The 23,303-nt window shown below is 62.4% G+C and carries 18 protein-coding genes and 1 pseudogene; 7 read left to right on the forward strand and 12 right to left on the reverse strand.

Annotation, left to right across the window (positions count from 1 at the left end; translation table 11 throughout):
* The first annotated feature begins 59 nt into the window (after positions 1 to 59).
* The 3 genes from ACF8RA_RS01605 to ACF8RA_RS01615 are packed head-to-tail and all read left to right on the forward strand — an operon-like array spanning position 60 to position 4,941.
* Complete coding sequence (locus ACF8RA_RS01605) at positions 60 to 1,943, forward strand: feruloyl-CoA synthase (RefSeq protein WP_392518711.1); 1,884 nt, start codon at positions 60 to 62, stop codon at positions 1,941 to 1,943.
* Positions 1,940 to 3,181, forward strand: a complete 1,242-nt coding sequence (locus tag ACF8RA_RS01610) for a thiolase family protein (RefSeq protein ID WP_392518712.1) — start codon at positions 1,940 to 1,942, stop codon at positions 3,179 to 3,181. The genes ACF8RA_RS01605 and ACF8RA_RS01610 overlap by 4 nt, the downstream gene beginning before the upstream one ends.
* A gap of 14 nt (positions 3,182 to 3,195) precedes the next feature.
* Entirely contained in the window at positions 3,196 to 4,941 is a 1,746-nt protein-coding gene (locus ACF8RA_RS01615) for an acyl-CoA dehydrogenase family protein (protein WP_392460678.1), read from the forward strand.
* On the opposite strand, the gene ACF8RA_RS01620 is transcribed toward ACF8RA_RS01615, so the two are convergent.
* Positions 4,922 to 5,947, reverse strand: coding sequence for a formylglycine-generating enzyme family protein (locus ACF8RA_RS01620; protein ID WP_392488613.1), 1,026 nt, complete (start codon positions 5,945 to 5,947; stop codon positions 4,922 to 4,924). The genes ACF8RA_RS01615 and ACF8RA_RS01620 overlap by 20 nt on opposite strands.
* On the reverse strand, positions 5,944 to 7,608 hold the full coding sequence (locus ACF8RA_RS01625; protein ID WP_392460679.1) for an arylsulfatase: 1,665 nt from the start codon (positions 7,606 to 7,608) through the stop codon (positions 5,944 to 5,946). Before ACF8RA_RS01625 ends, ACF8RA_RS01620 begins: the two co-directional genes overlap by 4 nt.
* Positions 7,609 to 7,868: 260 nt before the next feature.
* Between ACF8RA_RS01625 and ACF8RA_RS01630 the strand changes: the two genes are divergently transcribed.
* Positions 7,869 to 9,260 (forward strand): alginate export family protein, encoded by a 1,392-nt coding sequence (locus ACF8RA_RS01630; protein WP_176684174.1) that lies wholly within the window; start codon positions 7,869 to 7,871, stop codon positions 9,258 to 9,260.
* A gap of 34 nt (positions 9,261 to 9,294) precedes the next feature.
* Positions 9,295 to 10,536 (forward strand): 3-(3-hydroxy-phenyl)propionate transporter MhpT, encoded by a 1,242-nt coding sequence (gene mhpT / locus ACF8RA_RS01635; RefSeq protein WP_176684175.1) that lies wholly within the window; start codon positions 9,295 to 9,297, stop codon positions 10,534 to 10,536.
* A gap of 16 nt (positions 10,537 to 10,552) precedes the next feature.
* Here the strand turns inward: mhpT and ACF8RA_RS01640 are convergent, their stop codons facing one another.
* The 7 genes from ACF8RA_RS01640 to ACF8RA_RS01670 all read right to left on the reverse strand — a co-directional run bounded on the left by ACF8RA_RS01640 (position 10,553) and on the right by ACF8RA_RS01670 (position 19,876).
* On the reverse strand, positions 10,553 to 11,611 hold the full coding sequence (locus tag ACF8RA_RS01640) for a GGDEF domain-containing protein (protein ID WP_176684315.1): 1,059 nt from the start codon (positions 11,609 to 11,611) through the stop codon (positions 10,553 to 10,555).
* A 466-nt stretch (positions 11,612 to 12,077) separates the two neighbouring features.
* On the reverse strand, positions 12,078 to 14,129 hold the full coding sequence (locus ACF8RA_RS01645) for a TonB-dependent receptor (RefSeq protein WP_392518713.1): 2,052 nt from the start codon (positions 14,127 to 14,129) through the stop codon (positions 12,078 to 12,080).
* 81 nt (positions 14,130 to 14,210) lie between these two features.
* Positions 14,211 to 14,618 (reverse strand): DUF2946 family protein, encoded by a 408-nt coding sequence (locus ACF8RA_RS01650; protein WP_392488610.1) that lies wholly within the window; start codon positions 14,616 to 14,618, stop codon positions 14,211 to 14,213.
* 328 nt (positions 14,619 to 14,946) lie between these two features.
* On the reverse strand, positions 14,947 to 17,100 hold the full coding sequence (locus ACF8RA_RS01655; protein WP_392518714.1) for a TonB-dependent receptor: 2,154 nt from the start codon (positions 17,098 to 17,100) through the stop codon (positions 14,947 to 14,949).
* A gap of 71 nt (positions 17,101 to 17,171) precedes the next feature.
* Positions 17,172 to 17,561, reverse strand: coding sequence for a DUF2946 family protein (locus tag ACF8RA_RS01660; protein ID WP_176684179.1), 390 nt, complete (start codon positions 17,559 to 17,561; stop codon positions 17,172 to 17,174).
* A 127-nt stretch (positions 17,562 to 17,688) separates the two neighbouring features.
* The gene (locus ACF8RA_RS01665) at positions 17,689 to 18,972 is read right to left on the reverse strand and encodes a DUF2254 domain-containing protein (protein ID WP_176684180.1); all 1,284 of its coding nucleotides are present in this window, start codon (positions 18,970 to 18,972) and stop codon (positions 17,689 to 17,691) included.
* 31 nt (positions 18,973 to 19,003) lie between these two features.
* On the reverse strand, positions 19,004 to 19,876 hold the full coding sequence (locus tag ACF8RA_RS01670; RefSeq protein WP_176684181.1) for a LysR family transcriptional regulator: 873 nt from the start codon (positions 19,874 to 19,876) through the stop codon (positions 19,004 to 19,006).
* Positions 19,877 to 19,977: 101 nt separating this feature from the next.
* On the opposite strand from ACF8RA_RS01670, the gene ACF8RA_RS01675 reads away from it, so the two are divergent.
* Positions 19,978 to 20,391 (forward strand): VOC family protein, encoded by a 414-nt coding sequence (locus ACF8RA_RS01675; protein ID WP_021784645.1) that lies wholly within the window; start codon positions 19,978 to 19,980, stop codon positions 20,389 to 20,391.
* Between the two features lie 158 nt (positions 20,392 to 20,549).
* The gene (locus tag ACF8RA_RS01680) at positions 20,550 to 21,872 is read left to right on the forward strand and encodes a cation:dicarboxylate symporter family transporter (protein ID WP_176684182.1); all 1,323 of its coding nucleotides are present in this window, start codon (positions 20,550 to 20,552) and stop codon (positions 21,870 to 21,872) included.
* Here the strand turns inward: ACF8RA_RS01680 and folE2 are convergent.
* From folE2 to ACF8RA_RS01695, 3 genes and pseudogenes are all read right to left on the reverse strand, one after another.
* The gene (gene folE2 / locus ACF8RA_RS01685; RefSeq protein ID WP_392460683.1) at positions 21,869 to 22,774 is read right to left on the reverse strand and encodes a GTP cyclohydrolase FolE2; all 906 of its coding nucleotides are present in this window, start codon (positions 22,772 to 22,774) and stop codon (positions 21,869 to 21,871) included. The two genes, ACF8RA_RS01680 and folE2, sit on opposite strands and share 4 nt — an antisense overlap.
* A gap of 50 nt (positions 22,775 to 22,824) precedes the next feature.
* Positions 22,825 to 23,022 carry a GTP-binding protein gene (locus ACF8RA_RS01690; RefSeq protein WP_256122356.1) on the reverse strand — a complete coding sequence of 66 codons (198 nt, stop codon included), beginning with the start codon at positions 23,020 to 23,022 and terminating at the stop codon, positions 22,825 to 22,827.
* Positions 22,985 to 23,257: pseudogene (locus ACF8RA_RS01695) on the reverse strand (GTP-binding protein); the annotation flags it as partial. The gene ACF8RA_RS01690 and the pseudogene ACF8RA_RS01695, both read right to left, overlap by 38 nt.
* Positions 23,258 to 23,303 lie beyond the last annotated feature (46 nt).

A 23,303-nucleotide genomic window follows, 5' to 3' on the forward strand; every position in this document is an offset into this window, starting at 1 on the left:
CCGCCGCCCGTAATACCGGGCGGCGGCAGGATGTACAACAAGAACGAGGAGCAACCTGCGTGAATAACGAAGCCCGCTCAGGGTCGACCGACCCTGGCCAACGTCCGCGCTACCGCCAGGTGGCCATCGGGCATCCCCGGGTGCAGGTCAGCCACGTCGACGACGTGCTGCGCATGCACCCTGTCGAGCCACTGGCGCCGCTGCCGGCGCGTCTGCTCGAACGCCTGGTGCACTGGGCCCAGGTGCGTCCGGACACCACCTTCATCGCGGCACGTCAGGCAGACGGTGCCTGGCGTTCGATCAGCTACGTGCAGATGCTCGCCGATGTGCGCACCATCGCCGCCAACTTGCTAGGACTGGGCCTCAGTGCCGAGCGCCCGCTGGCGCTGCTTTCCGGCAACGACATCGAACACCTGCAAATCGCCCTCGGCGCCATGTATGCCGGTATTGCCTATTGCCCGGTGTCGCCGGCCTACGCGCTGTTGTCGCAAGACTTCGCCAAGTTGCGCCATGTCTGCGAGGTGCTCACCCCCGGAGTGGTCTTCGTCAGCGACAGCCAGCCGTTCCAGCGCGCCTTCGAGGCGGTGCTGAACGATTCGGTCGGCGTGATCAGCGTGCGTGGCCAGGTCGCAGGTCGCCCCCATATAAGCTTCGACAGCCTGTTGCAACCGGGTGACCTGGCGGCGGCCGATGCGGCTTTCGCCGCCACCGGGCCGGACACCATCGCCAAATTCCTCTTCACCTCGGGCTCGACCAAGCTGCCCAAGGCGGTGATCACCACCCAGCGCATGCTGTGCGCCAATCAGCAGATGCTTCTGCAGACTTTTCCGACGTTCGCCGAGGAGCCGCCGGTGCTGGTGGACTGGCTGCCGTGGAACCACACGTTCGGCGGTAGCCACAACCTCGGCATCGTGCTGTACAACGGTGGCAGCTTCTACCTCGACGCCGGCAAGCCAACCCCACAAGGCTTCGCCGAGACCCTGCGCAATCTGCGCGAGATTTCCCCCACGGCCTACCTCACCGTACCCAAGGGCTGGGAGGAGCTGGTCAAGGCACTGGAGCAGGACCCCGCGCTGCGCGAGGTGTTCTTTGCCCGCATCAAGCTGTTCTTCTTTGCCGCCGCAGGCCTGTCGCAAAGCGTCTGGGACCGGTTGGACCGCATTGCCGAGCAACACTGCGGCGAACGCATCCGCATGATGGCCGGCCTTGGCATGACCGAAGCTTCGCCATCGTGCACCTTCACCACCGGGCCTTTGTCGATGGCCGGCTATGTCGGGCTGCCGGCACCTGGCTGCGAAGTGAAGCTGGTGCCGGTGGGTGACAAGCTCGAGGCGCGCTTCCGTGGCCCGCATATCATGCCAGGCTACTGGCGCTCGCCGCAGCAGACCGCCGAGGCGTTCGACGAGGAGGGGTTCTACTGTTCGGGTGACGCGTTGAAGCTGGCCGATGCCAGGCAGCCCGAGCTTGGCCTGATGTTCGATGGCCGTATCGCTGAGGACTTCAAACTTTCGTCCGGGGTATTCGTCAGTGTCGGGCCGCTGCGCAACCGCGCAGTGCTGGAGGGCTCGCCTTACGTACAGGACATCGTGGTCACCGCGCCGGACCGCGAATGCCTGGGCCTGCTGGTGTTCCCGCGTCTGCCCGAGTGTCGGCGCCTGGCCGGGCTGGCAGAGGATGCCAGCGATGCGCAGGTGCTGGCCAACGACACCGTGCGCAGTTGGTTCGCTGACTGGCTGGAGCGCTTGAACCGCGATGCCCAGGGCAACGCCAGCCGTATCGAATGGCTGTCGCTGCTGGCCGAGCCGCCGTCGATCGACGCCGGTGAAATCACCGACAAGGGCTCGATCAATCAGCGCGCCGTGCTGCAGCGGCGCGCCGCTCAGGTCGAGGCGCTGTACCGTGGCGAAGACCCCGACGCATTGCACGCCAAGGTGCGGCCTTGAGTGCGGCCGGGCTGTGCACCGTCTTCGAGGACACGGCCATCGTCCAGATGGTGCGTACGCCCTGGATCGACCTGGGTGGCGCATTGGCCGCGATCTCGCCCATCGACCTGGGCATTCAGGCCGGCCGTGCGGTGCTGGCACGTGCAGCTGCCAACCCTCAGGCGGTAGACAGCGTGCTCGCTGGCAGCATGGCCCAGGCCAGCTTCGATGCCTATATGCTGCCACGCCATGTCGGCCTCTACTGTGGCGTGCCGCAGGCGGTACCGGCACTGGCGGTGCAGCGTATCTGCGGCACGGGCCTTGAACTGTTGCGTCAGGCCGGTGAGCAGCTGCGCAGTGGCGCCCGCCAGGTGCTGTGCGTGGGCGCGGAGTCGATGTCGCGCAATCCGATCGCGGCCTATGAACACCGGGGCGGTTTTCGCCTGGGTGCGCCGGTCGGGTTCAAGGACTTTCTCTGGGAAGCCCTGTACGACCCGGCTGCCGGTGTGGACATGATCGGTACTGCGGAAAACCTGGCCCGTGCCCATGGCCTGGCGCGTGAAACGGTGGACGCATGGGCCCTGCGCAGCCATCAGCGGGCCCTGCAAGCCCAGGCGCAGGGCTGGTTCGACGAGGAAATCGTCAGCGTCACCGCGCAGGCATTAGAGGCAGAAGGCTGCCAGCCACGCGGCATCGCATTGCCGCGTGGCGTGAGTGAGGTCAGCCAGGACAGCCACCCACGGCCTACCGATGCGGCCGCACTGTCTAGGCTGCGCCCGGTGCACGCCGGTGGCGTACAGACGGCAGGCAACAGTTGCGCGGTGGTCGATGGTGCGGCAGCAGCCTTGGTCACGCGCTACTCCGATTGCACTCATCCGCCTTTGGCGCGTTTGCTGATGGCCACGGCCGTTGGCGTACCGCCCAGCCTCATGGGCATCGGGCCGGCGCCGGCCATCACCTTGCTGCTCGAACGCAGCGGCCTGCGCCTGGAGCAGATCGACCGCCTGGAAATCAACGAGGCGCAGGCCGCCCAAGTGCTGGCGGTGGCCCAGGCGCTTGAACTCGATGTAGACAAGCTCAATGTCCATGGCGGCGCTATCGCCCTCGGCCACCCACTGGCCGCTACAGGCCTGCGCCTGGTCCACACCTTGGCCCGTCAATTGCGCGACGGCAACTTGCGCTATGGCATCGCGGCGGCGTGCATCGGCGGTGGCCAAGGCATGGCGCTGCTGATCGAAAACCCCCATTTCATTGCCTGACCCGGAGGTATCCGATGACCTGGAAGGCGCCCCTGCGCGACATGCAGTTCGTCTTGCAACACTGGCTGCGGGCCGATCAGGCCTGGGCGCAATTACCGGCGTACGCCGACGTCGACCTCGACCTGGCGGCCCAGGTACTGGAAGAGGCGGCCCGTTTCTGCGAGCAGGTGCTGGCCCCTTTGAACAGTTCGGGCGATCGTCAGGGCTGCCAGATGGCGGGCGGGGAGGTACGCACCCCGGACGGATTTCCGGCGGCTTATCGCGCCTATGTCGACGGTGGCTGGCCGTCCCTGGCATGCGCCCCGGCGCTTGGCGGCCAAGGGCTGCCGCTAGTGCTGGAGGCGGCCTTGCAAGAGATGCTGTTCGGCAGCAACCATGGCTGGGCCATGTACACCGGTATTGCTCACGGCGCCTACCTGTGCCTGAAAACCCATGCATCCGCCGCGCTGCAGGCGCGCTATCTGCCGGGCATCGTCAGCGGTGGCACCTTGCCTACCATGTGCCTGACCGAACCCCAGGCCGGCAGCGATCTCAGCCTGTTGCGCTGCCGCGCCGTGCCCTTGGGCGACGGTAGCTACGCGGTCAGTGGCAACAAGCTGTTCATCTCTGGCGGCGAACACGACCTGACCCGCGACATACTCCACCTGGTGTTGGCCCGGTTGCCGGATGCGCCGTCCGGCAGCCGCGGGCTTTCGCTGTTGCTGGTGCCCAAATGGCTGGAGGATGGCCAGCGCAATTCGCTGTACTGCGACGGCCTGGAACACAAGCTGGGCATCCGTGGCAGCGCCACCTGCGCACTACGCCTGGAGGGCGCCCGCGGCTGGCTGGTGGGTCAGCCCCATGGTGGCCTGGCGGCGATGTTCGTGATGATGAATTCCGCGCGGCTGCATGTTGGCTTGCAAGGGTTGGGGCATGCCGAGGCAGCCTGGCAACAGGCCCGCGACTATGCCCTGGAGCGGCGTCAGATGACTGCCCCGGGGCGGGCCAAGGGAGGCGCCCAAGGCGCCGACCCGATCCACCTGCACCCGGCCATGCGGCGGGTCCTGCTGGAGTTGCGGGTGCGTACCGAGGGGATGCGCGCGCTGGCCTACTGGACGGCCCAGTGGCTGGATATCGCCGAAGCCGCCGTCGAGCCTGCACAACGGGCGAAGGCCGCGACATTGGCGGCGCTGCTGACGCCCATCATCAAGGCGGCCTTCACCGAGCAGGGGTTCAGCCTGGCAAGCCAGGCCCTGCAGGTGTTCGGTGGCTATGGCTACACCCAGGAGTTTGCCATCGAGCAGACCTTGCGCGACAGCCGCATCGCGATGATCTACGAAGGCACCAACGAGATACAGGCCAATGACCTGATGCTGCGCAAGGTATTGGGCGATGGGGGGGACGGTTTCGCCCTGCTGTTGTGTGAGTTGCGTACCGAGGCCGCTGCGGACGCTGGCGCAGCTGCCACCGCGTTGGGCAGTGCGTGCGATACGCTGGAGGCAGCGCTGGCCAAGGTGCTGTCGATGACCGCGGGCGATCCCGAATTTCCGTTCCGCGCCGCAGGCGACTTCCTGCAGTTGTGCGCAACGGCGCTGCAGGCCTTCGCCTGGGCCCGCAGCGCCCGTTGCATCCAGGTGTTGCCAGAGGGGTCGGCGCAGCGCCGGGAAAAGCAGGAAAGCGTTGGGTTCTTTCTCAGCTACCTGCTGCCCGACCTCGACCGGCAGGTGGCGGCCATCGACGCGGCCGCCACGCCGTTGCCATTCATTGCCGAATCGTTCTGAAACCCACGTGCGAGGTCGTCATGAACACCGGCTGCGGCTGGCGTGCCGAGGGGCGGTAGCGCATGCAGCGGTCCGCCGAACACAGGTGCGAGCCGCCTTTGATCACCGCCACCGGCACGCCGGGGTCTGCCGGGTCGAAGCTGTCACTCAGGGCCGGGCCTGAGGGGTCGAGCCAGGCGTCGCGCTGTGCGTCATGGCCTGGCCGATAGCCCGTGCGAGTCAGCTCCCAGACATTGCCGCCGGCATCGAACAGGCCAAAGCCATTGGCCGGGAAGCAACCCACGGGCGATGTACCGGTAAAGCCATCCTTTGCCGCATTGCGATAGGGGAACTGGCCCTGCCAGGTATTGGCCATGAGCTTGCCCTTGGGCTGCTCGGTGCTACCCCAGCTGAAGTCGGCATCGGTCAGGCCACCGCGCATGGCGTACTCCAGCTGCGCCTCGCTGGGCAGTTCGCGGCCTGCCCAGCGGGCATAGGCCTGGGCATCTTCCAGGGCGACCTGCACCACCGGATGATTGTCCAGCCCGACCAGGCTGCTGCCCGGCCCTTGCGGGTGTCGCCAGTTGGCGCCGGGCACGAACTGCCAGCCGGGGCTGAGCACGTCCGCACCCTGATGAAACACCATCGCACCCGGAACCCGCAGCGCGTCGGGCAGGGTAGGGTCGTCCTCGATTCGGGTACCGCGCTCGGCATGGGTGACATACCCGGTGGCCTTGACGAAGCGCGCGAACTGGGCGTTGGTGACCGGATGCACGTCAATCCAGAAGCCGGACACCTTGGCAGGGTGAGGCGGGCCTTCTTCGTCGTAAAAGCGGCTTGAACCAAAGCTGAACTCGCCGCCAGGCACGTGCACCATGCCGTCCCGCCAAGGGCCTTGGCGCTGCGCGGGCAGGCCGCTGTAGCCCGTGCACAGCAGCGCCGGCGCCGGGGCTTGCGGCCACACGGCATAGGCGGCGGCGAGCAGGCCGGCGGCGAGTGCTGCGCAGCCGGCTGCCCGGGCGATCATTGCTGCTTGACCAGGATCGGGCTGGCCGGACGGCCGTCGGCATCGATCGCGATGTTGCCGCGCTGGGCATAAGCCTTCCAGTCGCGCAGCATCAGCGCCACCTGCTCGGGGTGCCCTGCGCCGATGTCGTGGTGCTCGCCAGGGTCCTTGTGCAGGTCATACAAGTGCCAGCTCGGCTTGCTGTCGGTGGCATCCCACACCAGCTTCAGTGGGCCCTTGCGCAACGAGGCGCTGCCGTTGATTTCCCAGCCCAGGGCTTCGTCATGGGCGTGGATCTGGCTGTCCTTGCCTTGCAGGTAGTTCAGCGCCGATGTGCCTTGCGGCGGCACGATATCGCGGTTGCGGTAGTTGACGCCGGGCATCGGCGCACCGGCCAGTTGCAGCAGGGTCGGCATGATGTCGCGGACGCTGGCCAGCTCTTCGCTGCGGCCGGCCTTGATGGTGGCCGGGTAGTAGACAAAGGCCGGTACGCGGATGCCCCCCTGGTAGGTGGTCATCTTGTAGCGACGGCTGGGCAGGGCACTGACCTGGGCCCAGGCCGAGCCGATCATCAGGAACGAATCGCGGCGGCCATAGTTGTCCAGACGGTTATCGAAGTTTGCCTTGATCCACTCGGGATCGACACGGGTGGCGTTCTCCGGACCGTTGTCGGACATGAACAGGATCATCGTGTTTTCCAGCTCGCCGGTCTTGCGCAGGTGTTCCACCAGGCGCCCCACCTCGGTGTCCAGCGCTGTGACCATGGCGGCGTATACCTCCATGGTGCGTGCGGACTGGCGTTTTTGTTCATCGCTCAGCGATGCCCAGCTCGGCACGCCTTCCAATTGTGCTTGCAGGGGGAAGTCGGCGGGCACCAGGCCGGCTTCACGCTGGCGCTTCAGGCGTTCGTGGGCGATGACTTCGTAGCCTTGGTCGTAACGGCCTCGGTACTGCGCCAGGTACGCATCCGGCGCCTGCAGCGGCCAGTGCGGCGCGGTATAGGCGGCAAAGGCGAAGAACGGTTTGTTGCTGGCCTTGCCTTGGTCGATCGCGTCGATCAGGCGGTCGGTGTACCAGGTGGTGGAATAGAAGTCGTCGGGCAGCGCGATCGGCTCGCCATTGTGGCGATAGGTGGCGCTGTAGTTCGACTGCAGGTCCATATTGGCCTGCTTGAAGTGCGCCGCGCCGCCTTCGAGCAGCACATAGGCCTGGTCGAAGCCGCGGTTGTGTGGCTGCTGGGCCGGTTGCATGCCCAGGTGCCACTTGCCGGCGATGTAGGTGCGGTAGCCGGCGTCATGCAGCAGTTCGGCGAGGGTCGCGACATTGGCACCGAGCACGCCTTCGTAGCCGGCGCGAACCTCTGCACCGGCCGGCAGGCGCTTGCGCGTCTCCGACATCATGCCCAGCCCGACCAGGTGCGGGTCGTTGCCGGACATCAGCATCGCGCGGGTCGGCGAGCAACTGGGCGCCGCGTGGAAGTCGAGCATCAGGCGGCCGTCAGCCAGCAGTTTGTCCAGGTTGGGCGTCTGGATTTCGCTGCCCAGGGCCGACAAATCGGAAAAGCCGAGGTCATCAGCGACCACCAACAAAATGTTTGGTTGTTTAACGGTTGGTGCGGCCATGGCGTGGCTGGCACCGAGCATGAGCACGCCGAGGGCGGCAAGGGGGCGGAGGCAATTCATGGGGGGACTCTTGTTTTTGTAATGGGCTCAAAGTAGCGCATGGCCTATGAATAGACCGTGCGCCCTGGATTCTAGCGACGGATGAATGAATGCCGCAGCCGTGCGCTGCAGAAGTGTGCGATTAGCGAACGCTTGATGTTGATCATTCCTCGTACACGTGAAGAACGCTATTGACGGCGCATATGGTTAACAAAAATAATCGTTAACAGAGTTATCCAGTTTGTAAGAACAATTATAAAAACAAGTGAAGGGAAATTCTGATGATCAAGCCGTTGAACGGGGTATGCCTGCCCCTCATAGTGCTTTCGCTGTGCCAGTCCGCCCACGCGGCCAGCCCGCTCGAAGAGAGCCGGCCGGGGAGGCCAGGGGCCCCTCGCTGGATCGAGGACTACCGCTTTCTCGACGACCCCGCCAAGGCCACGGCCCCCTTCGATGGCCTGCGCTACCATCGGCTGTCAGAGTCGGCCTGGCTGCAACTCGGGGCTGAGGCCCGCTACCGGGCCGATGCTTCGGACAAACCCTTCTTTGGCCTGCGCGGGCTGAACGACGATTCCTATCTGCTGCAACGGCTGCAGGCCCATGCCGACTTGCACCTGTTCGACGATGCCGTGCGTACCTTCGTCCAGGTCGAGAATACCCGCGCCTTCGGCAAGGACTTGTACTCGCCCAATGATGAAAGCCGTAATGAAGTACGACAGGCCTTCGTCGATTTCAACTACGACTTCGCCGCAGGGCGCCATACCACACGCGTAGGTCGCCAGGAGATGGGCTTTGGCGACCAGATGCTGGTCACCTACCGCGATTCGCCGAACATCCGCCTGAGCTTCGACGGCGTGCGCGCCAGCCTCAACCTCAAGGACGGACGCAAGCTGGATGCATTCGCTATGCGCCCGCTGAAAATCGGTGAAGACAGTTGGGACGACGGCAGCAACAACAACATCAAATTCTACGGGCTCTACGGTACCTTGCCGCTGTCGGCGTCCTGGAACATGGACCTGTTGGCCTTTGGCCTGGAAACCGACGACCGTAGCCTGGCCGGCGAGTCGGGTGACGAGCAGCGCTATACCTTCGGCACGCGGCTGTTCGGCCGCCATCAGGCACTGGACTGGAGCTGGAACCTCGTCGGGCAGACCGGCCATCTGGGTAACGCGTCGATCCGCGCCTGGGCGTTGTCGAGCGACAGCGGCTTCACCTTCATCCATCCCTGGCAACCGCGCCTGGGCATGCGCATCGATGCCGCGAGTGGCGACAGTGACCTGGGCGACGGAAAAGTCGGCACTTTCGACCCGCTTTACCCACGCAATGGTGTCTATGGCGAAGCCAGCCTCACCACCCTGAGCAACATCATCGTGGTGGGGCCGACCTTCGGCTTCTCGCCCTGGCGCACGCTGCGCATCGAGCCGGGCATCTTCCAAGTGTGGAAACAGCGTGAGGAAGACGGCGTGTACATGCCCGGCATGAGCATGCTGGCCAACACCCGTGGCACGGGGCGCCATGTCGGTACCATCTACCGCGCCAGCACACGCTGGCTTGCCACTCCCAACCTGACGCTGGACCTTGACCTGAAGTATTACGACGTTGGCTCGGCGATCAAGGATGCCGGCGGCGAAAACTCGTCGTTCGTCACCGTACGTGCCACGTTCCGCCTTTGAACACCCGACCGACAACAACAACAGAGGGCCACACATGCATCATTCATCTGCATCATCGGGCAAGGCCGTACTCACCATCGGCTTGTGTTTTCTCGTTGCCTTGCTGGAAGGGCTGGACCTGCAGGCCACCGGCATCGCCGCGCCGCACATGGCCAAGGCATTCAACCTGACCCCGGCCATGCTCGGTTGGGTATTCAGTGCCGGGTTGCTGGGGTTGCTGCCCGGCGCGCTGATCGGCGGTTGGCTGGCAGACCGCTTGGGCCGCAAAGCGATCCTGATCGTGGCGGTGCTGTTGTTTGGCGGCTTCTCGCTAGGGACCGCCCATGCCCAAAGCTACGATTCGCTGTTGATCGCGCGGCTGATGACAGGGCTCGGGCTGGGGGCGGCGTTGCCAATCCTGATCGCCCTGGCCAGCGAGGCGGCGCCCGAGCGTCTGCGCAGCACAGCGGTCAGCCTGACTTACTGTGGTGTGCCGCTAGGCGGGGCGGTTGCGTCGCTGATCGGCATGGCCGGCGTGGGCGACGGCTGGCGTACGGTGTTCTACGTCGGCGGCATCGCACCGATCGTGATCGCCTTTGTGTTGATGATCTGGCTGAAAGAGTCCCAGGCATTCCGTACCCAAGGCGTTGCCAAGGCGGGCAGTGAGGGTGTGCTTGCCCAATTGTTCGGGCCGCAGCAGGCAAGCCGCACGCTGTTGCTGTGGGTGGCATGTTTCTTCACCTTGACGGTGTTGTACATGTTGCTCAACTGGCTGCCGTCGCTGTTGATCGGCCAAGGCTTCAGCCGGCCGCAGGCGGGCGCCGTGCAGATCCTGTTCAACCTGGGTGGGGCGGCGGGTTCGTTCCTGACCGGCCGGATGATGGACCGCGGTTTTGCCGGGCGGGCGGTATTGATCGCCTACGCCGGCATGCTGGCGTCGTTGGCAGGGCTGGGGCTGTCGAGCAGTTTCGGTCTGATGTTGCTGGCCGGGTTCACTGCGGGGTATTGCGCCATTGGTGGCCAGTTGGTGCTGTACGCGCTGGCGCCGACGCTGTATACGACCCAGGTGCGCGCGACGGGCTTGGGCGCCTCGGTGGCGGTGGGGCGCCTGGGTTCCATGGCCGGCCCTCTGGCGGCCGGGCAGATCCTTGCAGCAGGCGCAGGTGCGGGGGGGCTGCTGATGGCCGCGGCTCCGGGCCTGGTGCTCGCGGCGTTGGCGGCACGTGCGCTGCTGAAACACCGAGCCCGCACGCAAAGCCCGGAGGCGGGTGAGACTGCGGCCCAGGACCCTGCATAGCAACTCCCTGGATGGGCTAGTGCTGCTTGCGCAATGCCTCCTGCTCCGGTTCGGCGACCGTGACCCGGTTACGGCCCGATACCTTGGAAAGGTACATGGCGCTGTCTGCGCTGCTGAGCAAGGCGCTGAGCTCGGTGGCAGGGGCCTTCGCGAACGCTAAACCTATGCTTGCGGTGACCGGGTGTTGCTCATTTACACGCAGTTTGGCTATCAGGGCCCGCAGGCGCTCGGCAACCTCAATCGCCGTGTCTGGCGGCGTATTGGGCAGCAGGATGGCGAACTCCTCGCCGCCCAGCCTGCCGGCAATGTCGTTGTCACGCAGGCTGGCACTGATCGCTGCACCGATGCGCTGCAGCACCTGGTCGCCTGCGGCATGCCCGAACGTGTCGTTGATCTGTTTGAAATAGTCGACGTCCAGCATCAACACGGCCATGAATGCACCTGCGTCCTTGCACCGGGCGTGCTGCGTCGACGCGTTGTCGAAAAAAGCACGTCGGTTGTTCAGGCCAGTCAGTTCGTCCGTGCACGAGGCCACCATGGCCAGCCGATGCGCGCGTTGCATTTCGTGTTTCAGGCGCCAGGCCGTCGTCAATGCCGAGGACAGGCTTCGCGTCGCGCTGACCACGAACCAGGCAAACACCAATACCGCCAAGGCTATCCCTTGTTGCAGCGTGGAAGGTTGCAACAGTAGCCAGCCCGTAGAAGGCAGCAGGACCAGGCCCATCGACACCAGGGTCATGTTGCGGTAGGAGGAGTAGCACGACACCGCGCTGACAGACATGCCCACGGCAAACAGCATGATCAGCGTCTGCCCCAGCGCGTCGTCGGCGGGCATTACGGCAAAGGCGCCCCAGCCCCAGATGGCCGCCGACAGCATCAGCGTGACCCAGTAACGCCACTCCCAGCGTTCGGCTGTGCGCTGGTTGGCCGGTGCTCGCAGATAGGCGAAGAACATGGCGGCACGCACGCCGGTCGACAGGCCCAACAACGTCATCCAGACGATGACCCTTTGCTGGTCGAAACGCTCCCAGCCCAACCAGCACAGCATTACGGCGGCCAGGAAGCTGCCAAGCACCGCAGGCGCTGACTGGACGAACAGTTGCTCGAGCCGATCCGTCCGTACGGAGTGCGCTATTTCATCGCGGGGATCAAGGTTTGTCATGGCTGGTGACGCCACTCGTGACCGGTAGCGGATACCTGCACTTTGATGGCGCCTTGGAAAAGCCTCCTGGCGTTCACATGTGATGCCCTTCGCCATGTTTGATTGCTGGATTCAGAAAGCGTTGCGGTAGGTAGTGGCAGTGCAGAACTGGCTATCACCACGGCTACGGCACCTGCGACGTTTTCCGCATTTCATGTCGTTGCGCGGATCCCTTCCTTGGCCGAAGGCCAGGTTTCCCTCGCAAGTTCCGTATCACGAACATAGCCTGTTTTCCGGCAATTCGAAAGCCAATCGATCGCGACGGCCAACAAGTGGTCGAGCAAGCCAAGGCAGCTTAGGGCGTTGCCCGAACCACTGGCGCCGACCAACGTGCAGGCTTTCAGAAATCGAACGTCACGCCGGCATACAGTGCACGACCGTCACCCGGGGAGTGCAGGGAAGCATCCGCACCGTCCGGGTCGTACCACACGTACTCGTAGTAGCGGTTGGTGAGGTTCTTCAACCGCAGGTCGACACTCACCGTTTCGTTGACCTTGTAGGTCGCGCCAAGGTTCGTGAGCACGTAACCGCCATACCGGCCCCGGGTATTCTCGCGTTCCAGGTAGTAGTTGGTCTGGCCATTCATCCAGGCCGTCAATTGCAGGGCAGGGGTGGCCTGGTAGCTGATGCCGGTGTTCCACAGGTGATGTGGCACGTGATCGATTTCCTGGCCTTTGCTGCCTGGTAACGCGCTGCTGGGCTCAAGGATCTTGGAGTATTGCCAGGAGTAGGACATCCACACCTCGGTGCGTTCGTCCGGGTGCAGGTTGACCTGCAGGTCATAGCCCCAGCGGCGTGTTTCGCCGACGTTGTCCGACTCGCCGCTCGGGTCGTTCAGGCGACGGCTCACTTCGCCAGAGGCGTCCTGACGCCAATAGGCCACGCGGCCATCGACCCAGCTGGCCGGGGTGAACTTGACGCCGGTTTCCCAGCCTTCGTTGATCGACGGGGCCAGGTCCTCGTTGCGCGGCGGCACCTTGTAGGCTGCGGCGCCCGTCCCGACCTGGAAGGTGCGGCCCCAGTTGGCGTAAACGCTGGCGAACTTCCACGGCGAATAGACAATGCTGAGCTTGGGCTGCTTGATCAACCCGTAGTCGTTGATGTCGTAGTCCTGCCCGGTCATCTTGTTGGTGAAGTCGCCACTGATCTTGTCCACCCGATAGGCCGGAACGATCTTCAGCGATTCGAACGGCTCGATCTCCGCCTGTACATAGGCACCGACCGTGTTGAAGTCGAAGTCCTGGTCGCGTGTCTGCGCCTGGCGTACACGCTCCACGGTGCGGTAGCGCTCGCTACGGTTCTGTTGCTTCTGCACATCGCTGCCACCCTCCAGCGCGAAGGCGTGCAGCCAGTCCACCTGTGGCCGCCAGGTCAGCGAGGTGATGGCGCCGTACTGATCTTCGTAGGTGTCGCGTTCCTGCTGTGAACTGGTGCGCCAGTACTGCGTCCAGCGACGGTCGTCATAGGTGTTGAGGTAGGTCTTGGCCGACCAGGACAGGGTCTCGGCCAGGTCGGTGTCGAAGTGCACGCTGACCTGGTTCATTCGCCGCGTGCCTTTGTCCGTGGCGTTGTAGTCATTGCTCATGCGCGGGTGGTGGCGGGCGTCATCCTCGGTCAGGTAGCCGGCCTCCTGGGCTTCGGACTCGTAGTGGCGGGCGATCAGGCCAAGGCGGTAGCTGCCATCGTCAGGGGTATAGAACCACTTGCCGCCGAAACTGTAGCGTTCGGTGTCGGCATGGTCGCGGTAACCGTCGACCTGCTGGCGGGCGAAGAAGTAGTTCTGCGTCCAGTTGCTGGTCTCGATGCCCTTGGCCAGTTGCACCTCGCGGGTGTTGAAGCTGCCGTAGCGCAGGCGCGCCTTGTTGTAGTTGCCGCCGGTGCGCGTGTTGATGTTGACGTTGCCGGCGATGTTGTTCAGGCCATAGCGCGGGTCGCTGGTGCCGCGCACCACTTCGATGCTGTCGATGTCCATGGGGAACACCGAGTCGATGAAGGGCATGTTGCCGTCGTTGGTGTTGCTGGGGATGCCATCGATCAGCAACTTGACCGCGTTCACTTCGCCTTCGCCATTGAAGCCGCGGAACGAAAGCTTGCCGGAGGTGGTGCCTTGGTTGAACTCGGTGAGCATCACCCCCGGTGCCCGGCGGAACAGCTCCCAGCTGTAGGCAACCGGCATCTCCTCGAGGATGTCACCGCCCAGAATATCCACCGAACTGAGCACGCTGGTCGTCGCCAAGGGGCCGCTATTGGTGCCGGTCACATTGACCGCGCCGAGGGTGAGTACCGAGTTTTCGGCAGGCAGTGTTTCAGCGATGGCAAGTGACAGCGGGTTGAGGCCGAACAAGGCGAGCACGGGCAGTACGGCGCGTGCGGTACAACGGAACGCAGGCATGTGTGGTTTCCTGGCAAAAACGGTCGGGCAAGGTCAGGCGTCGTGCAGCGCACGCCATGACCACAAGACAGCAGCGACGGTTCAGGCCAGGGGTGAGGCGCGGGGATTCAGCCGAGGCCACTGTTCTCGCGGCAGCGGCAAGGCATGACGGTCTCCCAGTAGAAGGTCGGCCGGCCAGTAGCGGGGGAAAAGATGGCGGTAGTAATCACCGCCTGCCAAGGCATGGCCGGCATGGCCACAACAGCAGTCACCACTCTGGTGCTTGGGTTCAGGGGAATGGTCGAGTTGCGGCAGGTCTGCCTTGAGCTGGTCCAACAGTGACTTGGGCAGGCTCTGGGCACCGTGCAGGCTGCAGAAACTGCCGAGAATCAACGACTGGCTGTCGAGGCGAGGTGATTGCAAGGCACGGTCGAGCGGCATCGCCAGCAGGTTGAACAGCAGGGCGAAGCAGGCGAACAGACAAAGATGTGCGCGAGCACGTGAAAGCATGAGTCACCCGAACGAACGTGGCGCGCATTAAGCCGCATCCGTTGCGGGCTGTACAAGTTCCGTGGTGCGCCATTTTGTCGCGGGCGTACCACGCTGAGGGCTCAACGACTGCGCATGCAGGCGGCCATCATGAACGTTCGGCTCAGGTTTTTTATTGGAATGCAGAGTCCAAGAGAGTGGCTATCCCTTCCGGTGTTTTATGCTTGGCAGGGTTCTCATCGGGCCAAACAAAAGCCGGGGCGTATTACCGTCCCGGCTTTTGTTTTTCAGAGAACAGCGGCAATCGCTTCGGTCGCAGCCAAACACGAAAGGCGCCCGGTCGGTGTCATCAGTAGCGCCACTGCACAACGACTTCGAGGCTGCGCGGTTCACCCAGGTAGTACTGGGTGTTGGTCTGGTGGATGAAGCGGGCATACACCTCGTCGGTGAGGTTGCGCAGCCGCGCGCTGACTTGCACGTGCTTGTCCAGGTCGTGGGTCATGGACAGCCCGTAGACGGTGTACGACGGTACCCATGCGGTGTTGGCGGTGTTGGCGTACACCGATGAGACATAGCGGGCATCGGCCCCGACCTGCCAGCCGGGCGCCAGGTCGTAGGTCAACCAGAGGTTGGCCACGCGGTCGGGGATGTTGACCGGGTTCTTGCCCTTGCGCGAGTACACCACGCCGCCGATGGTCTCGTTGAATTCATCGTATTCGGCATTCACCCAACTGAAGTTGCCTGCCGCCAGCAGCTTGGGCGTGACCTTGAACGAGGCTGTCAGCTCGATGCCGGTGGAGGTCTGCTGGCCCGCCTGCTCGGTGGTGTTGGGCACGGTCGAGGAGGGCACGGAGATATCCTTGCGCACGATGCGATACGCCGCTGCCGTGGCCGAGCCGCGGCCGTCGAGGAAGTCGAACTTGCTGCCTACCTCGACCTGACGGCCGGTGCTCAGGTCGAAGTCGCCGACCTGGCTGATCGAGGCGCTGGTCAGGGTACCGCCTGGCGGTTCTGCCGAGGTGCTGTATTGGGTGTACAGGCTGACGTTGGAGGTCAGGTCATAGACCAGGCCCAGGCGACCGGTGATGGCGTCCCAGCGTCGGTCTAGCCTGGCTCGCGCCACATGGTCGACCACGTCGAAGTCGATATGGTCGTAGCGCAACGCGGTGATCAACGACAGTTGATCGGTCAGGCGGGTACGGTTCTCGACGAAGGCCGAGGTGGTGTCGGTGGTGGTGGTTCTGCCCTTGGTCATGGGCGCGTCCATACCGGGGATATCGAGGAAGTGCCCGGGTTCGAAGCCGTTCGGGTCAACCGTGTCGAACGCCCCCTTGGACAGCGGGTAGTTGGTTTGCTGGTTGGTGCTGTAGTCCATGCCGATCGCCCAGTCGCTGGCCAGGCCGAATAACTGGCCCTGATGGGTCAGCTCGAGCCTGTCGCCGTTGACCTCCTGGCCGGGCCGCTGGCGATAGCCGCCTGAGCGAGCGATGGCGCTGTTGTCGGCGTTGTAGCGATACACCTCGAGATTGCGGTAATCGCGCTGGCCGTTGTAGTGGTAGAAGGTATTACGCAGTTGGGTGTTGTCGTCGAAGCGGTAGTCGGTGATCGAGCGCAGCCACCGGGTGCGCTGCTCGTAGCGACCGTCTTCGACATTGTAGTTGTTGAAACGGTTGTGCTTGTCGATGTGCAAGGTACCGACCAGTGGCTGCAATACCGGTGTGCCCCAGTAGGGGCTGTCCTCTTGCTCTTCCAGGTATTCGATGGCCAGCGTGTGCGAGAGCTGATCGTTGATGTCGCTAAGCAGCGAGAAAGCCAGGTTGCCGGCCCCATTCTCCTGGCGATCGATATAGCCGTTGGTACTGGTGCGGCTGTAGTCGAGGCGGGCATAGTGGCGCGGGCCGTCGCCCGTGTTAAGCGCCTTGTTGAAGGCGACCGACGTTTCCATGGTGTCGTAGCGTGCATAACTGACGCGCCCTTCGAAGGTGTCTTCGTCACGGCTTGCCAGCCGGGTGATGAAATTGAGGCTGCCACCGACAGCGCCGCTGCCGTTGAGGAAGGAGGATGGCCCGCCGAGCAATTCGACGCGGTCGTAGATCCAGGCGCCCACCGGGCGCGCCGCGCCGCCATACTGCAAATTGATGCCATTGAACAACTGGCTGATCTGGGCACCGTTGAACCCTCGGTACGACACATATCCGCCCCAGCCGGGCGGAGCCGAGGCGTTAACCCCGGGCAGTGCATTGGCGGCGTCCTGGAAGTTACGTGCGCCGATGCGCTCCATGGTCTTGCGGTCGGCAACGCTGATGGAAGCGGGGTTCTCCCTGGCGCTGAGGTTCAGCCGTGAGCCGCTTTCGATGGGGCGATCAAGGTCAAGGCTGGTTGCCTCCTTGGGTTGATTGGCTGTGGCCGTGACATTGCTGGCCGGCAGGGTCAGGGTGTCATCCTGCGCCCAGGCACAGGTTGCGCTGCCAACGAGCAGCGCCAAAGTGGTCATGCGGAACATGCAAGGCTTCCTGGCTGAAATCGGTGAGCACACGTCCGCTGCCGATCAGGCGGCACGGGGACGTGGCGATGTCAGAACGCGAGAAGCGAAGCAGGAGAGGCGCGGGGATTGACCAGTGGCCAACGCTGCTTGGGCAGGCGTGGCGGAGGTTGGTTGGGTAAGGGGCTGCCCGGCTCGCCGGCGAGCAGGGTCAGCAGGCCGAAAAATACGGCCAGCAGCGTGGCGCTGAACAGGCTGGCGATCACGCAGTCACCGCCAGCAGGCAGGGCCGGATCGCTTAAGTCTTGCTCACCTTGGTACATGCCGCTGCTGTCAGCCGTGCACCAAGCGGCATCATCCATGCCAGCCAGGCGCAACCCGGCCATTTGCCCATGGCCCATGGCGCACAACAACGAGCCGAACAGGATGCTGAAATACAGCACCCAGGCGACCTGTGATCGTGTGTGGTGGGCCAGCTTCATGACGGGACTCGGCGTGACAACGGAATGATCAGGTTTGGAGTTGGCGACGGATTCTACATCTTCTGAAGCATCTGAACAGGGGGACTTTTCAAGCGCGAATATTCAATCGGGTACAGGCGCACGAGACTTATTGAACACCTATGAGTTCGGCAGCGAGAGCGCGGAGTTCGTCCTTGTCCTGTTGCAGCACAAGCCCATTGCCCGCGTGCGCAAGCAATCGCGCGGCATGCCGGCTGCAGGCGGGTTGAAATGCACGGGGGTTGATGTGCGCCAGGCTGACAAGGGCTTTGATCAAGCGCAGATTGACCTCCTGTAAAGCCGCGCCGTCCCGGCTGATCGGTGCAAAAAAATCGTCAAACAGGTCATCCGCCAGCAGTGCATGAACATAGACCTGCGGGCATTCGTTATCCGTGCTTTGCGCTACGGGATGCAGTTTCCCCCAACACGTCAGGCAGCGAATGCCGCGCCCAATGATGTCGATGGCTGTACCGGGATCATTTACCGCAGGGGACAGCGCTCGCGAGGCGATCTCTGACAACACCGAAAGCCCGAAGCGCGGGTCATGCTCGAACGTTCTCCTGAGGCCGATGGTCACGGCAGCGAAAATCTCGAGGTCCAGCGCGCCATTGTCATCGAGCGGCTCGCCATTCACGGCCACGGCCCGTGCCACCACCATACCCTCATGGACAAAGGTGCCAGGCAGGACTTCGAGATAAATTCGAATCTTGGTGTCCGTCGCAATCCTGTTTAGCGTAAGGACATCGATGTGCTGTACATAGCCGGTTTGGCTGCTTTTCACTTCATGGGCTACCCCAGGAAACTTGAAGTCAGGCGGGTAGGCTGCACCGCCCAGGCAAGGGTGTTCAACACGCTGCTCGATGGCTTTGATCACAGCTTTTTCGACACGGTCGATCGTCTCGCCCACGCGCCCTAGTTTGGAGAGGTGATCAATCCAGCGCAGCAAGGTGTAGATGATCAGAACCACAACCGCAATCGTCACGGTGAAAAGCACTACACGACCTTGTGTACCGTAGGCTCCGGTGCTCAGTGCAATGATACCGACGAGGCTGAAGAGAAAGGACCCGATAAAAGTGGCCAGAGCGTTCTGGGTCGTGGCGTCCTCCATGACCAGCGAAGTGGCGCGCGGGGTTACGCCACTGCTGGCGGCACTGTAGGCCGAGACCATTGTACTCAGCGAAAACGTCGTGACGGCAAGCATGCTCGAGGCGATGATGCCCAATATCTTGTCAACCGCATCTGCACCGATACGGGCAGGCAAGGTGACAGGGACCGCATCCTTGAGCACCACGGCCACCAACGCTGTAACCACCCCCAACAGGGAGAAAAGCGTTGCTCTGAACCAGAGACGCTTGGCAATTCTCGTAGCCAACCAACGCCAGCGAGCTATCATGAAGACCTCCTGTTGCCGAGAGTGTAGGCCCTTATGGGAAGTTGCAGTTATTCATAAGCTGTTCCTTCAATACCTCCACAGCTTTAGGCCTTCTGGGGGTGGACTTGTAAAGCAGGACGACCTGGCGCATGTAGCTGTCAGCCTCCGACACGGGTGTTGCATGTACGTCGTCAGTCTTCAATCCCGCCCAGTACGGGACAACAGAAGCCCCCATGCCTTTTGCGACCATGATGTGGATTGCATCTAGCGCATCCAGATTACACAGCACGTCGGGCTGCAGGTTATTGTCATCCAGGTATTGCTGTGCAATCTGCCCACCCCAGGCATTTGAGTCATATCGAATCAGGTTTCGCCCAAGAATCGTCGAGCGGACGTCGCTTTTGTCAATGGGGTCTTTGGTCAAAAGCATCAGGGGTTCTTCTCGAAGCACCTGCATACGCAAGGTTTTAGGGACAGTGAAGGGCGGACATACCATGATTCCCGCATCAAGCGCTCCGGAAGCCACGTGTTCGTAAAGACTGCGCGAGTCCCCTGGCGTGATGCGCAGCCTTAATTGCGGGGCAATGCTTGATAGCTGATTCATGGCCTCCGGCAATATGCCTGTCAACGCCGTAGAAATCGCGCCGATCTTGAGATAACCGGATAGGCAACTGGTGTCCAGATCTTCTTTCAGCTCTGCTGCCCCCTGGATCAGATCTCGAATCTTCGGCAACAACGACAGGCATTTCTCGGTCGGTTCGACAGCATGTGCGCTGCGGTTCAGGAGTTCGCACGCCAGCGATTTCTCGAGTGCTTGTATACGTTGGCTGACTGCAGGTGCTGTCAGGTTTTCCCGTCGAGCCGCCGCTGCAATCGAGCCAGTTTCTATTACTGCCATCAGGCTTTCGAGAAATCGAGTGTCCAAAACATTTCCTTTCGCTGAGAGATGGAAAAATGCGCTTTAGCACGTGCGCGAGGCTACGCTAACCTCCCCAAAAGTTCTATCAGAAACCCAAGAGGTTAGTTATGAAATCGTTATTTCATGTTTCATACCATGTTACAGATCTCGAAGCATCTCGTAACTTCTACGGTAACATTCTCGGCTGCAAAGAAGGCCGCGCGAGTGAAACTTATGTGGATTACGATTTCTTCGGTCACCAGATTTCGCTTCACAAAGGTGTGCCTTTTCCCACTACCCGTACCGGCAAAGTCGGCGACCATGAAGTGCTGATGCCGCATATCGGCTTGGTGCTGCATCTGGATGACTGGTTCGCGATGGCAGATCGCCTGGCGTTTCATGGTGTGCAGTTCGACATACCGCCGGTTGTACGATTCCCTGGCCAACCTGGGGAGCAGCGAACGATGTTTTTCCTGGACCCCAGTGGCAACCCGATCGAGATCAAAGGGTTCAAGGACTTTGAAGGTGTTTTTGCCACCTGATTGGCATAAACGTCCGGGACGCGCCTCCCGCTTTGTCTGCGTGAGGTAAGAGGCGTGTATCGGTGAGTGGCCACTCAATAAAAATAAAAGGTTCCAACGATGTGTTTGGCATTTTTGCCGGCCAATGTACAGTCCAAATTATAATAACTGGAGGACGTATGGCGAAGACTAGTCTGGTGACTAGAATTATTGCAGGTCTTGTGCTCGGAGTTGTAGTGGGGGCATTTCTCAATTTCTTTCCAGAGTACAAAGCCTGGATAACCAGCAACCTTTTGCAACCCGTCGGCGATATTTTCATCAAGATGATGAAGATGATTGTCGTACCCCTCGTATTCGCGTGCATGGTCGGCGCGATCGCAGGCAATGGTGATAACAAGGCGATAGGGCGGGTAGGGGTGAAAGCCCTGTTCTACTTCTTTGTCGTGACCAGCATCGCAATTGTTTGTGGCCTGTTGGTTGGCAACCTTGCACAGCCGGGCGTAGGGGCCAACTTGACGACCCTTGCAAACACCCAAACGCTCTTGCTTCCGTCTACCTCGGAGAACACAGGATTTGGTCAAGTCATCCTCAATATCATCCCGGACAATATCGTCGGTGCAATGGCGCAAGGGAAGCTGCTGCCTGTCCTGTTCTTCTCGGTCATGTTCGGCTTTGGGCTAAGTGCTCTGGACAAAGAGAAAAAAATGCCGCTGATCGCGGTAGTCAATGCCATTTCCGCGACGATGTTCAAAGTGACGCATATCGTGATGCATTACTCACCCATCGGGATTTTTGGCCTGATCGGCGTGACGGTCGCCAACTTCGGGCTTTCCGCATTGCTGCCTCTGGCAAAACTGATTGCCGTCACCTACATCGCGGTCATTCTGTTCGGCGTGGTCGTGCTGGGCGGCATCGCGAAGGTTGCAGGGATCAACATCTTCGACCTGATCAAGGCGATCAAGGATGAGTTGATTCTGGCGTTCAGTACTGCCGCCTCGGCGACTGTCATGCCCCAGCTGATTGAAAAGGTCGAGGCCTACGGTGCGCCGCGTTCGATTGCTACGTTGGTTATCCCTACGGGTTATTCCTTCAATCTGGATGGCGCATCGCTTTTCGTGGGCATCGGCACGCTGTTCATCGCGCAGCTCTATGAAATTCCCCTGAGCCTGGCTGACCAGGCGATGCTGATCATCATCATGGTGCTGACCTCCAAGGGCGCAGCCGGCGTTCCGGGGGCCATGTTCGTGATCTTGACCGCTACGCTGACCAGTGCCGGCCTGCCTGTGGAAGGTATTGCGTTCATCGCCGGAGTCTATCGCTTGATGGACATGCCTATCACGGCGCTGAATGTCTTGGGCAACGCACTGGCGCCTCTGGTTGTGGCGAAGTGGGAGAACCAATACCGTATGCCTGCTGCCCCGATGGTAGCTGCCGAGGAGCGTTCGCAGGCGACGACGGTTGCTGCGGGCGTTTTCGTCGAAACCGTCGACAAACCGGCTTAGCCAGGGGCCTGCGGGGTAGACCAGGCCGAGGCGTCGTGCGGATGCAGGCTTTCCAGGTGGCGGACGTGCACCTGGGTGTCGCGATAAGCGCTAAGGCATACCTGTATGCGCCGCGCAGCGTCCTCGACGAACATCAGGTTCTGCCCGTTGAGCGCTGCGAAAGCCTGTTCGTCAGCCCGTTTCACGGCGGTCTGAACCGGCGTGCGCAAAGCGCCTTCGACTTGGTCGATCAAGGCCAGCAACCCGAGATCCGGAGCATCGGCAGGCACCGTGACGCGCACTCGAGCTTCGCTGCGCTGGCTATGCGGCGTCGCCAGCGACGCGTTGCTGCGCAGCCACTGCGCGACGGCGCTGGCTTCCAGCAGTGGCTGGTCCTTGAAGGTTCGCAGGAAGCCGTCCTCAATCAACTGCCGGGAGAGAGCGGCCGAGCACGGGCAGGTCGAGGAGTAGCCTATCCTGACCTCGATACTCAGGTTCAGCGCCCCGCCGACCTTCGTCGCGAACACGTGAACCGGGTACGACTTCCATCCAGAGAGGCCCTCGGTCACCAGTGCAGGGCGGCGAACCAGCAAGTCGAAATCCAGGCGCAACCTGGCATTGCGGCTTTCGCAATCCTGATGGCTGTCGATCATCTCCTGCAACAGCGCAAAGAGGCTTGCCGGCGACACCGCCGCAGCCTGCCCCCAGGCGTCCAGCAGGCGATACAGCCTGGACATGTGAATGCCTTTGACATGCGGTGCCGGCAGGTCGACCTGGACATCCGCCCGCGCGTGCAGTTCACGCTGGTAGGTCGGTTCCTGGATCCTTACCGGCAGGTCGATACCCTGCATGCCGACCCATTGCAGTGGGCTGAGGCTGGGGGCCAGGTCGGTGACGGAAACATCGGGTAATGCTGAGCTCATCATGTATATCCAGTGGTGGGAGCCTTGCACGTGGCAGCAAGGCGTATGAATCAGTAGTAACCTTTGGAGCGCACCACCCCAGGCCATTCGCTTTCGACTAGCGCATAGAAGCGGTCAGGCTGGAAAGGTCGGCGTGCGCGGTAGACGAAGCTGGCGATGCCGTATCTTCCGTTTCGGGTGTGTGGGTGCCGCGCATTTCCTGTAGCCGAGCAGGAGGTCTTCGCGCAAGGTGCAGCAAATGCAGCCATTACTCATCTCCACCAGCTGTTCGTCGGTGCGTCACAGCTCGGCGCCACCCTCGCGTATCAGCGCGGCATCGATGTTCACGTCGCTCATGTCGTTGACGAGCACCGCGACTCGCCGGCCTTCGCGGTTGTTCAGAATATGGTTGAGCAGGGTAGTCTTGCCCGCTCCGAGGAAGCCGGAAAGTACAGTGACGGGCAGCCGCGCGGCTTCGTTGGTAGGGGGGACAGGGGTGCTCATCGGGAGGCCTCATGATAAAGGGTGGTGCGCATGCGTGCGGCTCTGC

This window comes from Pseudomonas sp. FYR_5 (assembly GCF_043106315.1).
Taxonomy (GTDB): Bacteria; Pseudomonadota; Gammaproteobacteria; order Pseudomonadales; family Pseudomonadaceae; genus Aquipseudomonas; species Aquipseudomonas putida_Y.